This window comes from Pseudomonas iranensis (assembly GCF_014268585.2).
GTDB classification, from domain to species: Bacteria; Pseudomonadota; Gammaproteobacteria; order Pseudomonadales; family Pseudomonadaceae; genus Aquipseudomonas; species Aquipseudomonas iranensis.
The window spans coordinates 5,999,271-6,013,151 of the sequence record NZ_CP077092.1 but is presented as its reverse complement, the minus strand read 5'-3'; the positions used below and the strand labels follow the sequence as shown (position 1 = coordinate 6,013,151).

The following is a 13,881-nucleotide window of genomic DNA, read 5'->3' as shown; positions in this document are numbered from 1 at the left end:
ACGCACTCCTTTTCGAATTAGTTCGCGATCCTGTCGCCTTCTCCGCGGCGCGGCCTCATTAAGCCAAAAGCTTAATTTCCCCCCTCCATAAATGATTACGTCATTCCTATATGAATCTGACTGAACTCAAGCAAAAGCCGATTACCGAACTGCTCGAATTAGCCGAACAGATGGGCATAGAAAATATGGCCCGTTCGCGCAAGCAGGACGTGATTTTCTCCCTGCTGAAAAAACACGCGAAAAGCGGCGAGGAAATCTCCGGTGATGGCGTGCTGGAGATTCTCCAGGACGGCTTCGGCTTCCTGCGCTCCGCAGACGCTTCCTACCTCGCCGGCCCTGACGACATCTACGTCTCGCCGAGCCAGATCCGCCGCTTCAACTTGCGCACCGGTGACACCATCGTTGGCAAGATCCGCCCTCCGAAGGAAGGCGAGCGGTACTTCGCCCTGCTCAAGGTCGACACGATCAACTTCGATCGTCCGGAGAATGCGAAAAACAAGATTCTCTTCGAGAACCTGACGCCGCTGTTCCCGACGGTGCGCATGAAGATGGAAGCCGGCAACGGTTCCACCGAAGACCTCACCGGTCGCGTGATCGACCTGTGTGCACCGATCGGCAAAGGCCAGCGTGGTCTGATCGTCGCACCGCCGAAAGCCGGTAAAACGATCATGCTGCAGAACATCGCAGCGAACATCGCCCGTAACAATCCTGAAGTTCACCTGATCGTGCTGTTGATCGACGAGCGTCCGGAAGAAGTAACCGAAATGCAGCGCACCGTGCGCGGCGAAGTGGTTGCCTCAACCTTCGACGAGCCGCCGACCCGTCACGTGCAGGTTGCTGAAATGGTGATCGAGAAGGCCAAGCGCCTGGTCGAGCACAAGAAAGACGTGGTGATCCTGCTCGACTCCATCACCCGTCTGGCCCGTGCCTACAACACCGTGATCCCGAGCTCCGGCAAGGTTTTGACCGGTGGTGTCGATGCCCACGCCCTGGAGAAGCCGAAGCGTTTCTTCGGTGCCGCGCGTAACATCGAAGAAGGCGGCTCGCTGACCATTATCGCCACCGCGCTGGTTGAAACCGGCTCGAAGATGGACGAAGTGATCTACGAAGAATTCAAGGGCACCGGCAACATGGAACTGCCTCTGGATCGCAGGATCGCCGAGAAGCGAGTGTTCCCGGCCATCAACATCAACCGTTCCGGCACCCGCCGCGAAGAGTTGCTGACTGCCGACGACGAGCTGCAGCGCATGTGGATTCTGCGCAAGCTGCTGCACCCGATGGACGAAATCGCCGCCATCGAGTTCCTCGTCGACAAGCTGAAGACGACCAAGACCAACGACGAGTTCTTCTTGTCGATGAAGCGCAAGTAATACTCTGGCGTTTCAACAAAGAACGCTCCCGCAAGGGGGCGTTTTTTTTGCTCCGAAAAATCTCACGGCCATCGCCGATATCTGTTGATGGGCCGATTCTGCGGCGCCGGCAGCGCGCTCCCGAGTTGGACGCCTGCCCCTTCGCCGCAGCGCGCGCCACAATCGAGCGATGACGGGCTGCTGTTTGCCCGTCAGAGCAGGTAGGATGTACGCCTATTTTGAGGGTGCCATCGTCAATGAAATTCAAGGATCTTCGGGATTTCGTGCAGCAGCTTGAGCAGCGCGGAGAGTTGAAACGCATCCAGATTCCCGTCTCGCCGGTGCTGGAGATGACTGAGGTGTGCGACCGCACGCTGCGGGCCAAAGGCCCGGCATTGTTGTTCGAGAAGCCCACCGGTTACGACATTCCGGTGCTCGGCAACCTGTTCGGCACCCCCGAGCGCGTGGCCATGGGCATGGGCGCCGAGTCGGTCAGCGAACTGCGCGAAATCGGCAAGCTGCTGGCCTTTCTCAAGGAGCCGGAGCCGCCGAAGGGCTTGAAGGACGCCTGGTCGAAACTGCCGATCTTCCGCAAGATCATTTCGATGGCGCCGAAAGTGGTCAAAGACGCGGTGTGTCAGGAAGTGGTCATCGAAGGCGACGACGTCGATCTGGCGATGTTGCCGGTGCAGACCTGCTGGCCCGGCGACGTCGGCCCGCTGATCACTTGGGGCCTGACGGTCACCAAAGGCCCGAACAAGGAACGCCAGAACCTCGGTATCTACCGCCAGCAAGTGATCGGCCGCAACAAGGTGATCATGCGCTGGCTCAGCCATCGTGGCGGTGCTCTCGACTTTCGCGAGTGGTGCGAGAAGCATCCGGGCCAGCCGTTCCCGGTGTCCGTGGCCCTTGGCGCCGATCCGGCAACGATTCTCGGTGCCGTGACGCCGGTGCCGGACAGCCTTTCCGAATACGCTTTCGCAGGGCTCTTGCGCGGTAACCGCACCGAACTGGTCAAGTGCCGTGGCAACGATCTGCAAGTGCCGGCCACTGCCGAAATCATTCTTGAAGGCGTGATTCATCCCGGCGAAATGGCCGACGAAGGCCCGTATGGCGACCACACCGGTTACTACAACGAAGTCGACAGCTTCCCGGTGTTCACCGTCGAGCGCATCACCCACCGGATCAAACCGATCTATCACAGCACTTACACCGGCCGTCCGCCGGATGAGCCGGCGATTCTCGGCGTGGCGCTGAACGAAGTGTTCGTGCCGATCCTGCAGAAGCAGTTCCCGGAGATCACCGACTTCTACCTGCCGCCGGAAGGCTGCTCGTACCGCATGGCCGTGGTGACGATGAAGAAGTCGTATCCGGGGCATGCCAAGCGCGTGATGCTCGGTGTCTGGTCGTTTTTGCGACAGTTCATGTACACCAAGTTCGTTATCGTCACTGACGACGATATCAACGCCCGCGACTGGAACGACGTGATCTGGGCCATCACCACGCGCATGGACCCCAAGCGCGACACGGTGATGATCGACAACACGCCGATCGACTACCTCGACTTCGCCTCGCCGATTTCCGGCCTGGGCTCGAAAATGGGCCTGGATGCCACCCACAAGTGGCCGGGCGAAACCACCCGCGAGTGGGGCCGCGTGATCGTCAAGGACGACGCCGTCACCCAACGGATCGATGCCATCTGGAATCAGTTAGGAATAGATTGATGCGTGTAACCCTGCAGCCTTCCGGAGCAGTGCTCGAGATACAGCCCGGTGAGCGGATTCTCGACGGCGCGCGGCGCCTGGGCTATGACTGCCCGCAAAGCTGCCGCAACGGCAATTGCCACGTGTGTGCAGCGCTGCTGGTGGAGGGCCGCGTCGAGCAGGCCGGCAAAGTCCACGATCATGGCGAGTTCTACACCTGCATCGCCGCACCGCTGGAAGACTGCGTGCTGCTATGGGATGGCGTGCTCGCACGGGGTGAGCTGCCGGTGCGCAGCCTGTCGTGTCAGGTCATTGATTGCCGCGAGGTCGGCGGCGATACCTGGCGCGTGCGTCTGCGTGCACCGGCGGGCAAGCCGCCGCGCTATCACGCCGGGCAATATTTGATGATCGAGCGCGAGAGCGGTGAGAAGTCGGCGTTCTCCATGGCTTCGGCACCCCACGGCGGGCGGGATCTGGAAATCCATGTGCTGGCGCGCGAAACCAGTGCGTTAAGCCTGATCGAGCAGCTGCAACGCAACCCGTTGGTGCGTGTCGAGCTGCCCTTTGGCGACACTCACCTTGCGGAGCTGCCCGACGGTCCGCTGGTGTTGATCGCCGCCGGCACCGGCATGGGCCAGATTCACAGTCTGATCGAACATTGCCGCGCCGAAGGCTTCAAGCATCCAGTGCATCTGTATTGGGGCGTACGCCGCCCGGAAGATTTTTATCAGATCGAGCACTGGGACGAATGGCTGAAGCTGCCTAATCTGTTCCTGCACAAAGTGGTCAGCGACCAGTGCGGCTGGGAGGGGCGCTGCGGGATGTTGCACGAGGCGGTTTGCGAAGATTTCCCTGATCTGAAACCGCTGCATGTCTATGCCAGCGGGTCGCCAGCGATGGTTTACGGCACCCTGGACGCGCTGGTCGAGGCGGGCATGGATGCGCATCAGATGCGCGCCGATGTGTTCGCCTACGCGCCGCGCTCCTGAGACTTATAACTTGGTATATAGCCGATCGGTATTTATCTAATTAGGCAAATACCGCTAGGTTATATATCGATCAGGCAATTAAGCAGTGGCACTTAATTTGCCTTAAAACATATGTGCCTTATTGTTACAGCGGTGCGTTCTATTAAGTAATTCTTCACCCGCGGGGAGCTGAACGCTATTCGCCATGAGCGCCATTGAAAACGCAATTCTGAACCTGGCTTACCCTCCGCGGCTCGATCTTGGGCCGCAGCTGACGCACGAACAACTTCTCGCTTCCATGCAATCGACCATGGCGCGCCACAAGGGCGGGCCGGTGTGGCTGTTCGCGTATGGTTCGCTGATCTGGCGCCCGGAATGCACGGCAGTCGAGCGCATGCGCGGTCGCGTGCATGGCTACCATCGCGGCTTGTACCTGTGGTCCCACGAGCATCGGGGTACGCCGGAAATGCCCGGTCTGGTGTTCGGTCTGGATCGTGGCGGTTCATGCAGTGGCTTTGCCTACCGCTTGCCGGAAGACAATCTCGATACCGCGCTTTATGCCCTGTGGAAACGTGAGATGCCGTTTCCCTCGTATCGCCCGCACTGGCTCAATTGCCGGCTCGAAGATGGCACTCAGGTGCAGGCCTTGGGCTTCGTGCTGGAGCGTCACCTGCCGAGCTATGCCGGCAACTTGCCGGATCATGTGCTCAGCCAGGTGTTCGCCAGCGCCAGCGGGCGTTACGGCACCACTCGCGATTATGTCGAGCGGACCGCGCACGCCCTGCGCAGCCACGCCATGCCAGACCGCAATCTGGAGGCGCGGCTCAAGCGCTGTAAATCACACAGCGATCAGGCGACCGCTTCGCGGCTCTGACTGGCGACTTGCTTGTGCCACAGCGTTGGCGCAAGGAAGGCCATCGCCAGCAGGCAAGCGCCGACCAGCAGCACGAAACCGCCATCCCAGCCGAAGTGGTCGACGGTGTAGCCCATCGCCGCACTGGCCGCGACCGAACCACCCAGATAACCGAACAGGCCAGTGAAGCCCGCTGCGGTACCGGCGGCTTTCTTCGGCGCCAGTTCCAGCGCTTGCAGACCGATCAGCATCACCGGGCCGTAGATCAGGAAGCCGATCGACAGCAGGGCGATCATGTCGACCATCGGGTTGCCGGCCGGATTCAGCCAGTACACCAGAGTCGCCACAGTCACCAGGGCCATGAACACCATGCCGGTCAGGCCACGGTTGCCACGGAAGATCTTGTCCGACATCCAGCCGCACAGCAGCGTGCCCGGGATGCCTGCCCACTCGTAGAAGAAATAGGCCCACGAGGTTTTATCCACGGTGAAACCCTTGGCTTCCTTCAGATACGTCGGCGCCCAATCCAGCACGCCATAGCGCAGCAGGTAGACGAAGACGTTGGCCAGAGCGATGTACCAGAGCATTTTGTTGCGCAGCACGTATTTGACGAAGATTTCCTTGGCGCTGAATTCGTCTTCGTGGCTGGCGTCGTAGCCTTCCGGGTAATCGTTCTTGTACTGCTCGATTGGCGGCAGACCGACCGATTGCGGGGTGTCACGCATGGTGATGAAGGCGAACACCGCTACGCCCAGTGCGACTGCTGCCGGGACGTAGAACGCCGCGTGCCAGTCGTTGAACAGGCCCATGCCGATCAGGAACAACGGGCCGATCAGACCGCCGCCGACGTTATGCGCCACGTTCCACACCGACACCACGCCGCCGCGTTCCTTCTGCGACCACCAGTGCACCATGGTCCGCCCGCTTGGCGGCCAGCCCATGCCCTGCGCCCAGCCGTTGATGAACAGGAGAATGAACATCATCGTCACGCTGGACGTTGCCCACGGCGCGAAACCGAAAATGAACATCACCCCGGCCGAGACCAGCAGACCGAACGGCAGGAAGAAGCGCGGGTTGGAACGGTCGGACACCAGGCCCATGAGGAACTTCGACAGACCGTAAGCGATGGCGATCGCCGACATCGCCAGACCAAGGTCGCCACGGCTGTAGCCTTCGTCGATCAGGTAAGGCATGGCCAGGGAGAAGTTCTTGCGCAGCAGGTAGTAACCGGCGTAGCCGATAAAGATACCGGCGAAGATCTGCCAGCGCAGGCGGCGGTAGGTGCTGTCTATTTTTTCTTCAGGCAATGGAGCCTGATGTGCGGCAGGACGAAAGAAAGCAAACATTCAAGAGCTCCAGTTTTCTTGTTTTGACTGCGGATGCGAATGTTACAGTTTCGTTACCGAAAATAGCATTGCTTGACGTTGGCAAAACAGTGGAAATTTGGGCGGTGGAGCGTTCCTTTATGAACATGTCGCTCAGAAATAAGAACGGGTCGTTGTGGGAATAGTTACTGAGCCCTGTTTCTGCGGTTTTTCAGAACAATTTAGGGCATGTCTTTAGGAAAATTCCTGCGCGCGAACGGGACGTCATCAACTGCTCAAGCCTGCAGCGGCGCCCTAACCTGTTTGCTTTTCCAAGCTCGAAGCGAGCGCAGGGAGCGATATGAACTGGATAGGCATGCTGCTGCTGTTGGTGTTAGCCACTGCGAGTCAGGCAGGGCAATTGTTTCTGATACCCGAGTCCCATCCCGATCCGATTTATCCGCAGGCATTGCAGCGGGCCGGGATCACCGGCGATGTGCGAGTTGAGTTCACGGTGCAGGCCGATGGTTCGGTGAACAAGGTCAGTGTTCTGCAGAGCGATCATCCGGCACTGGCAGAATCAGCATCGGCGGCGGTCAAGCGCTGGCGGTTCAGGCCATGGACAGTGGCGGGCGATAAACCGCCCGAGCAGGAGGTTATCGCGCCGCTGGCCTTCCGCCTGGAAGCGCCCAAGGGCATCAATCAATGGATCAAGGGCTTGAGTTGTCGGGACGTCAATTCATACCTGGCCAATGCGGCCGAATATTCGTGGGTCGACGCGCTGCCGTTCCATAACATCCGCGGTTATCTGTCGAATATTTTCTTCCAGCGCCAATTTTCGAATGAGCAACGTCTGGCGATGATTGCGAAGATGAATAAACAAGTACCAATAATTTTCACGAACTGTCGGGACAATCCGACGCGCAAATTTATGAGCCTTTTGCCGGCGGAGATTCGTGAGTTGCTTTGATTCGATACGAAACAGCGCCATCGAGTGGCGCTGTGGGCGTTACTCTGCCTTAAATCCCGGCTTGCCGTTTGCTTTGCGCCATTCCTTGATTTCCTCAAGCGCCCCTTCTGGGCTGTCTTCGCGTCCTATCGGACGAGTTAAAACCAGTCGCTTTCTTGGGTGTTCTGTGACTTCCTCAAAATGTCGCATCCGCTTAGCGGAATACTCGCTATATGCGTCGCCTGAAAGGCCGCTGTCATTCTCGAAAAAGCCTTTCAAGAAAGTTAAGAACTCAGCCTCTGTATAATCTTCTAACTTATCTTTAAAATTCATTGTCTAATTCCTTTTTATGCAGTTCTATATGCGCTTTTGGCGTTAGGATCCTCAGGTTTTCCAGTCCATATACTTCTCCGCCATCAGCAATTCGGTGCTTGTGGTGTATTTCAATTTTTTCTCTGCCGCCGACGGTGTCCAGAGGCTCAGCATAAGGTGCCGCGCCATTGGCCATTTGCTCCAAATCGACTTTACCGAACTGCCGCCGTAGCAACTCATCCGCCGCAACCGCTTTCCAGAAGCTTTCCCTGAATCTATCAAAATTCCTGAATTCCAGCCCACGCAACTGATCGGCAATCTGTGCAGGCACCGGCGAGCCGCTTGATTGTGCCGCGCTATCCAACCAATTTTCGCCAACCATCTCCCCTGTGCCGGTGGCCATCCCCGGCTCATAACGCGGGCCACCACGAGTGGCCATCATGTAGACCGATTCGATCCCCGACTCTATCGGAAACTCCAGAATGTAATCATCCGGGCCGGCAACGTCGCAGAAGGGGTGTTCGTCTACTCGACCCTCGATTTTTGTGACTCTCGCTCCGGGATAAATTCGAATACTGGGGTCGGTAGCCGGCAGGTTGGTGCTGTTTAATAGCTCTGCACCTGGCGGTGACTCAGGAGTCCAGGTCAGCGTTATTGGGATCAAGCCTTCGGTGGTGAACGTGTAAAGTTTCATTTGGGGGTCAAAGCTGGCTTGCCTGACCCGCACTCCAAAGCTGTTTTTGGGCGACTCAAGATAAAGTTGTGTGTGTTCTCCTCGGACGGATGACACTACGCGATGCCTCAGCCAGTAGAGGAGAGTAGATCTTCCGACTGGGGAATATTCACGCTCTGGGTAAAACTGAGACAGCGGTATGGTGACTACCACGGGATTGCGCTGTAGCTCGCCGTTACCAAGTGTTGGCGTGTAGAAAACTGAAGCTAGAAAGACGCCGATTGGTCCACCGGTCAGAGCGGCGCGCGAATCATTCAGGGCCCCGAGTGCTTTAGCAAAAGAGAAAGTTGAGCCTTCATACCCGGTAATCAAACCGTCTGCGGAAGTGATGATGGGGCGAACAGCAGCATTCGCGCCGCCGATTAAGGGCATTTGTACTACGTCGATTTTGTGTTTTTCGCGAATTAACACCTTGATTTCTTTTTGCGCATTATTCAATGCGTTCCAACGGTCCTCGTGTCCCGGCGCTCGATAAAAACCACCGACCTCGCTCTCCGCTTTGGACACTGCGAAGTAGGCGGCATGGAGCGCTTGATACTGGTCTTTTATCCAGCGCAGTTTCTCATCGATATTCTCTGGCCGGTTCAGAGAGAATTGACGCAGCTTCGAATCGAACTCGGAAGCAACAACCGACGCTACGACCTGCTTTTTTCTTCGCTCGGCGTTTTGTTCTGCTTTGCGTTGCTTGGCTTGCTTTTGTTGCTCTTCCCACAGTGCGTCCTCTCTGGCTTCTTGTTCAGCTTGCGCGATCTGTGCGGCGACTTTGTTCGCTTGCTCGGCGTCGGCCTTTGCTTGCACAATCTGCGCCGCGACTTTGGCAGCATGCTCAGCTTCAGCTTCAGCTTTTGCTCTCGCAGCTTGCGCTGCCGCTTGCGCTTGCAATCTGGCAACCCGCTGTGCCTCTGTCTGGTAGGCCTGTGTTAACTGATAAGACAAGGCATGAAGCGTGTGCGTCAGTTGCCTTAGTTCTTCAGCATTCCGTTGTGCTGCGAAAGCAGATGTGTAAGCGTCCGTCCATCTGTGAAGGACGTCCGACGCGGGTATGTGGAGATAGACATTGATCAGATCCTGTTGAGTGCGGGTCAGCGGATCAGCACCATAAAATGCATTTGCTCTTGTCTGATTATCTTTTTGCTCTGCAGTTTTAGTATGTATCAGATGAATTAGTGCTGTCCGTTGGCGCGTAATTGCCTCGACCGGCGTAACTCCATTCACACCGCCAAGGCTCGCAGTGACTGCGTTGATATCGGATTGAAGAGTGGCGGAAAGTTGGCTGGATTTTACGGCGTGGTCATGTGCGATTGTTGCTTTGCTTGCCTCAATGTATTGAACCGTCTGCGAAATGAAAATGGCTTCATTTATTTCGGCGATATCTTGCCTTGATAATTGGCTGAACAAGTCAGAGCCAGTTCGGCTTCTATTTCTTGTTCGGCCAGTACGGTCGTAGCCTCCACCTTCAGAGTCTGGTGAATAAGTTTGGGTTCTATTTCCGATGATGTGGGTGGTGTCTAATTCTGTGTAACCTGGTCGCCAGTTTTGGTCACTCATACAGTTACTCCTTTTTTCTGTATTGGACCAAGTTACTGTGATCGGTTGAAACAACTGCGGTATATAGCTACCACCTGATGGTTACCTGGGGGTTGCACAGGTGATTTCAAAACAGGCCGGATAAATCCTGCGGATCTAACCGGCCCTGACGAAGCTATCCTTAGCGGACCTGAACGACAACCTTGCCGACAGCCTTGCGCTGGCCAAGATCATTGATCGCCTGCGCGGCATTGCTCAGCGGATAGACCTGCGATACCAGCGGTTTCAGCTTGCCCTCGGCAAACCAGGCGAACAGCTGCTGGAAGTTTGCTGCGTTGTCCTGGGGCTGGCGCTGGGCAAAGGAGCCCCAGAACACGCCGAGCACCGCCGCGCCTTTGAGCAGGGCGAGGTTGACCGGCAGTTCCGGGATGCGTCCGCTGGCGAAGCCGACTACGAGCAGGCGGCCGTTCCAGGCGATGGCGCGGATGGCCTGGTCGAACAGGTCGCCGCCGACCGGGTCGTAGATCACGTCGGCGCCCTGGCCGTCGGTTAGGCGTTTGATCTCGTCCTTGAGGCTGGCTTCGCTGTAGTTGATCAGTTCATGGGCGCCGGCAGCCTTGGCCACCGCGAGTTTTTCGGCGCTGCTGGCGGCGGCGATCACCCGGGCGCCCATGGCTTTGCCGATCTCCACGGCGGCGAGGCCGACACCACCGGATGCGCCGAGCACCAGCAGGGTTTCGCCCGGTTGCAGGTTGGCGCGTTGTTTGAGCGCGTGCATCGACGTGCCGTAGGTCATGCTGAATGCAGCGGCAATGTTGAAGTCCATCGACGGCGGAATCGGCAACACGTTGTAGCCCGGCACCGCAACCTGCTCGGCAAAACTGCCCCAGCCAGTCAGGGCCATGACCCGGTCGCCGACTTTCAGATGGCTGACCTTTTCGCCGACTTCACGCACCACGCCCGCCGCTTCACCGCCCGGCGAAAACGGGAAGGGCGGTTTGAACTGGTACTTGCCCTCGATGATCAGCGTGTCCGGGAAATTGACTCCGGCGGCGTGCACGTCCAGCAGGATTTCATTCTTTTTGGCGACAGGACTGGCGACGTCTTCCAGCACCAGCGATTCGGCAGGGCCGAAGGCTTTGCACAGCACGGCTTTCATCAGGGCTATTCCTTTGGGAGTGATGGCCGATAAGTGTAGGTGTGTGAATCAACGGGTCAACGAGCATGCCCGGCCCTGATAGTCAGCCATAAGCTTGTGCTTGCGCGGCGGGTCGTTATGCTAGGCCGCAAACCGGATAAGGAGCGAATTGTGAAAGCGTGGATCATGTTGTTGCTGGCCCTGTCTCTGCCTGTGGCAGCACTGGCCGAAGAAGCCAAAGAAGGCGAGGCGCCGAAGGTCAATTACATCACCCTGAGCCCGCCGTTCGTCGGCAACTATGGCCTGGACGGCACCGCCAAGCTCAAGGTCTACAAGGCCGATGTGGCCCTGCGCGTAACCGGCGAAGAGGCGACCAAACTGGTGAAGGCCAACGAGCCGCTGATCCGCAATCAGTTGGTGGCGCTGTTCACTCAGCAGTCGACCGAGGCGATGGGCAGCATTGAAGGCAAGGAAAAGCTGCGGCAGGAAGCGTTGAAGCAGACCCAGCAGGTCATGAATGACGAGACCGGCAAGCCTGTTGTTGAGGATCTGTTGTTCAACAACCTGATCATTCAGTAATTCATTCGCTGTCCGGGCAGGCCTCTTCGCGAGCAGGCTCGCTCCCACAGTGGATTGGTGGTGATGCACATTTTTGCATTCACCGAATAACCCTGTGGGAGCGAGCCTGCTCGCGAAAGCTATTTATCAGGCAAAAATGAATCAGGGTTTGAGCGCGATGACTGCCGCCCACTGTTCTGGTGTAACCGGCATCACCGACAACCGTGAGCCCTTCTGCACCAGCGGCAGCTCCGCCAGCGCCGTCTGCTGCTTCAGATAATCGAGCTTCAACACCCGTTTGAACGTCTCGACATGCTCGACATCGATCGCGCTCCAGGCATTTTTCTCCGGCGTAGCTTTCGGATCGAAGTAGTGACTGTCTGGCTCCAGCGCCGTCGGATCGGGATACGCTGCTTCAATAATTTTGCCGATCCCGGCAATCCCCGGCTCGGGGCAGCTGGAATGGTAGAAAAAGAACTCGTCACCGACCGCCATCGCCCGCAGGAAGTTGCGTGCCTGATAGTTGCGAACCCCGTCCCAGCGCGCCTTGCCGAGCTTTTCCAGACCCTTGATCGAGAGTTCGTCGGGCTCTGATTTCATCAGCCAGTAGGCCATGTCGTATGCTCCTGAAGCGGTCATTGGGCAGGTTGTCGGGCAATTTTATGACAAACCGACAGTCGGTTGACGTCAGCGTTTGCGCACAGGTTCACGTTGCCGCAAAATGCCGGCCTTTAAAGCTTGACGCTGCTGCACGGCCTACGAACGGAAACCGCTGCTGTCATCGTGATGATGTGCCTTGAGGGGGGCAATCGATGAAACGCAAACCGGATTTGCTATGGACTTTGGTAATTTTGTTTGGCCTGGGCGTGGTAACCACCGGTTACGCGCAGAGCCTGTGGGCGAACAAGACCGACGCGCCGATTGAAGTGGCGCAACAGGTGCAACAGTCGACCGCTTTCAAACGCTGAACCTGTCTCTTCGACGCCGCTATCCCTGCGGCGTCTACTCTGCGAAATACCATGCCTTATCGGTGACCGTGCCTTGTAACGGGACATCCCAGCTCGCCTGCGCCAAACGTTCGACCTTCTGACATTCATGGGCCAGGCCCAGCAGCGTCGGCTTGCGCCAGTTCTTGCGCCGGGCGAGGTAGGCGAGGCTGCGATCATAAAATCCGCCGCCCATGCCCAGGCGCCCGCCGACATCGTCAAATCCCACCAGCGGCAACAACACCAGATCCAGCGCCCAGACCTTGCGTTGCCGAGCCAGATTGGCCCGGGGCTCGAGGATGCGGAAGCGATTGGGCGTGAGCTTTTCGCCGGGCCGGATGCGCTGGAAGACCATTTTCGTTCGTGGCCACGCGCTGAGTACCGGCAGATAAGTCGCCTTGCCGCGACGCTGGGCTTCGCGCAGGAGCAGGCGCGGATCGATTTCACCGTCGGTGGGCAAATACAGAGAGATATGTTTTGCCCGTCGAAAGTGCGGGTCTTGCGCCAATTGCCGGAACAGGCCTTTGGCAGCCTGGCGTTGTTCGCCTGGCGTCAGTGCGCGGCGCGCCTTGCGCAGCAGGCGGCGGAGTTGCGGGCGGGACAGCAGCGCGGGTTCGGTCATGGTTCGGCTTCGGCAGGTTGATGCAAAAACGTACGCATAAAAAATCCGATGTCGGCATACACCGACATCGGATTCGAATCAGGCTCCCCGGATGAACCGCTGTCAACTCAGCCCTTGAACCCGAAAGTTCAAGGTGGAAGAAGCAGTAGACTTTAAGGCTTTCCGTCTAGCGGACATGCACACCAGCCCAACGTGCAACTTCCAGGGTAGTGCGAATCGGCTCCGGGACATCGTCAACTGGCAAGCACCCCAGGGAGTGCCGCGAGTATACCTCAAGCTGTCAGTCGAATCAGCCCTTGGCGGTGTTCTGATCGTCGGCCAGGACCAGATCGACACGATCGAGCAAGTCGCGTACCTGTTCGCGGGTCGAACCGCTGGCCTGGATGTCAGGGCGCTCTTCTTTGTGCAACAGGTCGTGGGTGATGTTCAGCGCGGCCATCACGGCAATGCGATCGGCGCCGATGACTTTGCCGCTGCTGCGGATCTCGCGCATCTTGCCGTCCAGGTAGCGGGCGGCGCTGACCAGATTGCTGCGTTCTTCCGGCGGGCAGATGATCGAATACTCTTTGTCGAGGATCTGCACGGTAACGCTATTGCTTGAACTCATGAGTCTTGCTCCAGGGCCTTGAGGCGCGAAATCATCGATTCGACCTTACGCCGGGCGATTTCGTTTTTTTCAATGAGGTGAGCGCGTTCCTCGCGCCAGGTTTTTTCCTGAGCTTGTAAGAGTGCGTTTTGACTCTTAAGTTGCTCGACTCGGCCAATCAGCAGTTCGAGTCTGGCCATCAGCGCTTGCAGGTCGGTGTCTTCCATTGGGTCCACGTGTTCGTCTGATGGATGGTGACTGGCGGACAGCCTTTAATGGTCTTGGCGGGGCTG

15 protein-coding genes and 1 other RNA gene are annotated in these 13,881 nt (G+C 57.8%); 7 read left to right on the top strand and 9 right to left on the bottom strand.

Annotated elements, in window-relative coordinates; all coding sequences use genetic code 11:
• Nucleotides 1–110: 110 nt before the first annotated feature.
• The 4 genes from rho (at nt 111) to HU724_RS27155 (ending at nt 4,894) form a co-directional block, all read left to right on the top strand.
• Nucleotides 111–1,370 carry a transcription termination factor Rho gene (rho, locus tag HU724_RS27170; RefSeq protein WP_057712815.1) on the top strand — a complete coding sequence of 420 codons (1,260 nt, stop codon included), beginning with the start codon at nt 111–113 and terminating at the stop codon, nt 1,368–1,370.
• A 236-nt stretch (nt 1,371–1,606) separates the two neighbouring features.
• Nucleotides 1,607–3,073: a 4-hydroxy-3-polyprenylbenzoate decarboxylase gene (gene ubiD, locus HU724_RS27165; protein WP_039757427.1), complete on the top strand. Its 1,467-nt coding sequence runs from the start codon at nt 1,607–1,609 to the stop codon at nt 3,071–3,073.
• On the top strand, nt 3,073–4,041 hold the full coding sequence (locus HU724_RS27160) for a CDP-6-deoxy-delta-3,4-glucoseen reductase (protein ID WP_186569759.1): 969 nt from the start codon (nt 3,073–3,075) through the stop codon (nt 4,039–4,041). The genes ubiD and HU724_RS27160 overlap by 1 nt, the downstream gene beginning before the upstream one ends.
• Before the next feature lie 184 nt (nt 4,042–4,225).
• Nucleotides 4,226–4,894 (top strand): gamma-glutamylcyclotransferase, encoded by a 669-nt coding sequence (locus HU724_RS27155; RefSeq protein ID WP_186569758.1) that lies wholly within the window; start codon nt 4,226–4,228, stop codon nt 4,892–4,894.
• On the opposite strand, the gene glpT is transcribed toward HU724_RS27155, so the two are convergent.
• Nucleotides 4,870–6,219: a glycerol-3-phosphate transporter gene (gene glpT / locus HU724_RS27150; protein ID WP_024014747.1), complete on the bottom strand. Its 1,350-nt coding sequence runs from the start codon at nt 6,217–6,219 to the stop codon at nt 4,870–4,872. The two genes, HU724_RS27155 and glpT, sit on opposite strands and share 25 nt — an antisense overlap.
• A gap of 334 nt (nt 6,220–6,553) precedes the next feature.
• Here glpT and HU724_RS27145 point away from each other — a divergent pair, with 334 nt between their 5' ends.
• Nucleotides 6,554–7,147, top strand: a complete 594-nt coding sequence (locus HU724_RS27145; RefSeq protein ID WP_225927648.1) for an energy transducer TonB — start codon at nt 6,554–6,556, stop codon at nt 7,145–7,147.
• A gap of 39 nt (nt 7,148–7,186) precedes the next feature.
• Here the strand turns inward: HU724_RS27145 and HU724_RS27140 are convergent, their stop codons facing one another.
• From HU724_RS27140 to HU724_RS27130, 3 genes are all read right to left on the bottom strand, one after another.
• Complete coding sequence (locus HU724_RS27140) at nt 7,187–7,459, bottom strand: bacteriocin immunity protein (RefSeq protein WP_186569756.1); 273 nt, start codon at nt 7,457–7,459, stop codon at nt 7,187–7,189.
• Nucleotides 7,449–9,719, bottom strand: a complete 2,271-nt coding sequence (locus HU724_RS27135; protein WP_186569755.1) for a pyocin-S2/colicin E7-DNase domain-containing protein — start codon at nt 9,717–9,719, stop codon at nt 7,449–7,451. The genes HU724_RS27140 and HU724_RS27135 overlap by 11 nt, the downstream gene beginning before the upstream one ends.
• A 160-nt stretch (nt 9,720–9,879) precedes the next feature.
• Entirely contained in the window at nt 9,880–10,857 is a 978-nt protein-coding gene (locus tag HU724_RS27130) for an NADPH:quinone oxidoreductase family protein (RefSeq protein ID WP_186569754.1), read from the bottom strand.
• A gap of 150 nt (nt 10,858–11,007) precedes the next feature.
• On the opposite strand from HU724_RS27130, the gene HU724_RS27125 reads away from it, so the two are divergent.
• Nucleotides 11,008–11,415, top strand: a complete 408-nt coding sequence (locus HU724_RS27125) for a flagellar basal body-associated protein FliL (protein WP_056791694.1) — start codon at nt 11,008–11,010, stop codon at nt 11,413–11,415.
• A 141-nt stretch (nt 11,416–11,556) separates the two neighbouring features.
• Here HU724_RS27125 and HU724_RS27120 read toward each other — a convergent pair whose 3' ends face one another.
• On the bottom strand, nt 11,557–12,009 hold the full coding sequence (locus tag HU724_RS27120) for an EVE domain-containing protein (RefSeq protein WP_186569753.1): 453 nt from the start codon (nt 12,007–12,009) through the stop codon (nt 11,557–11,559).
• 197 nt (nt 12,010–12,206) lie between these two features.
• Between HU724_RS27120 and HU724_RS27115 the strand changes: the two genes are divergently transcribed.
• Nucleotides 12,207–12,362: a hypothetical protein gene (locus tag HU724_RS27115; protein ID WP_024014743.1), complete on the top strand. Its 156-nt coding sequence runs from the start codon at nt 12,207–12,209 to the stop codon at nt 12,360–12,362.
• A gap of 34 nt (nt 12,363–12,396) precedes the next feature.
• Here the strand turns inward: HU724_RS27115 and HU724_RS27110 are convergent, their stop codons facing one another.
• From HU724_RS27110 to HU724_RS27095, 4 genes are all read right to left on the bottom strand, one after another.
• Nucleotides 12,397–13,002, bottom strand: a complete 606-nt coding sequence (locus HU724_RS27110) for a 5-formyltetrahydrofolate cyclo-ligase (protein WP_186569752.1) — start codon at nt 13,000–13,002, stop codon at nt 12,397–12,399.
• 80 nt (nt 13,003–13,082) lie between these two features.
• Nucleotides 13,083–13,261: non-coding RNA, 6S RNA (ssrS, locus tag HU724_RS27105), on the bottom strand.
• Between the two features lie 30 nt (nt 13,262–13,291).
• Nucleotides 13,292–13,609 carry a cell division protein ZapA gene (locus HU724_RS27100; RefSeq protein WP_016772632.1) on the bottom strand — a complete coding sequence of 106 codons (318 nt, stop codon included), beginning with the start codon at nt 13,607–13,609 and terminating at the stop codon, nt 13,292–13,294.
• Nucleotides 13,606–13,815 (bottom strand): TIGR02449 family protein, encoded by a 210-nt coding sequence (locus HU724_RS27095; RefSeq protein WP_186569751.1) that lies wholly within the window; start codon nt 13,813–13,815, stop codon nt 13,606–13,608. The genes HU724_RS27100 and HU724_RS27095 overlap by 4 nt, the downstream gene beginning before the upstream one ends.
• Nucleotides 13,816–13,881: the final 66 nt, after the last annotated feature.

Excerpts from the sequence above, each read along its gene's own strand:
- HU724_RS27155 (WP_186569758.1), top strand. The coding sequence starts at position 4,226 with ATGAGCGCCATTGAAAACGCAATTCTGAACCTGGCTTACCCTCCGCGG.
- HU724_RS27110 (WP_186569752.1), bottom strand. The coding sequence starts at position 13,002 with ATGACCGAACCCGCGCTGCTGTCCCGCCCGCAACTCCGCCGCCTGCTG.
- HU724_RS27100 (WP_016772632.1), bottom strand. The coding sequence starts at position 13,609 with ATGAGTTCAAGCAATAGCGTTACCGTGCAGATCCTCGACAAAGAGTAT.
- rho (WP_057712815.1), top strand. The coding sequence starts at position 111 with ATGAATCTGACTGAACTCAAGCAAAAGCCGATTACCGAACTGCTCGAA.
- HU724_RS27140 (WP_186569756.1), bottom strand. The coding sequence starts at position 7,459 with ATGAATTTTAAAGATAAGTTAGAAGATTATACAGAGGCTGAGTTCTTA.
- HU724_RS27115 (WP_024014743.1), top strand. The coding sequence starts at position 12,207 with ATGAAACGCAAACCGGATTTGCTATGGACTTTGGTAATTTTGTTTGGC.
- glpT (WP_024014747.1), bottom strand. The coding sequence starts at position 6,219 with ATGTTTGCTTTCTTTCGTCCTGCCGCACATCAGGCTCCATTGCCTGAA.
- HU724_RS27145 (WP_225927648.1), top strand. The coding sequence starts at position 6,554 with ATGCTGCTGCTGTTGGTGTTAGCCACTGCGAGTCAGGCAGGGCAATTG.
- HU724_RS27120 (WP_186569753.1), bottom strand. The coding sequence starts at position 12,009 with ATGGCCTACTGGCTGATGAAATCAGAGCCCGACGAACTCTCGATCAAG.
- HU724_RS27130 (WP_186569754.1), bottom strand. The coding sequence starts at position 10,857 with ATGAAAGCCGTGCTGTGCAAAGCCTTCGGCCCTGCCGAATCGCTGGTG.
- HU724_RS27095 (WP_186569751.1), bottom strand. The coding sequence starts at position 13,815 with ATGGAAGACACCGACCTGCAAGCGCTGATGGCCAGACTCGAACTGCTG.
- ubiD (WP_039757427.1), top strand. The coding sequence starts at position 1,607 with ATGAAATTCAAGGATCTTCGGGATTTCGTGCAGCAGCTTGAGCAGCGC.
- HU724_RS27160 (WP_186569759.1), top strand. The coding sequence starts at position 3,073 with ATGCGTGTAACCCTGCAGCCTTCCGGAGCAGTGCTCGAGATACAGCCC.
- HU724_RS27135 (WP_186569755.1), bottom strand. The coding sequence starts at position 9,719 with ATGAGTGACCAAAACTGGCGACCAGGTTACACAGAATTAGACACCACC.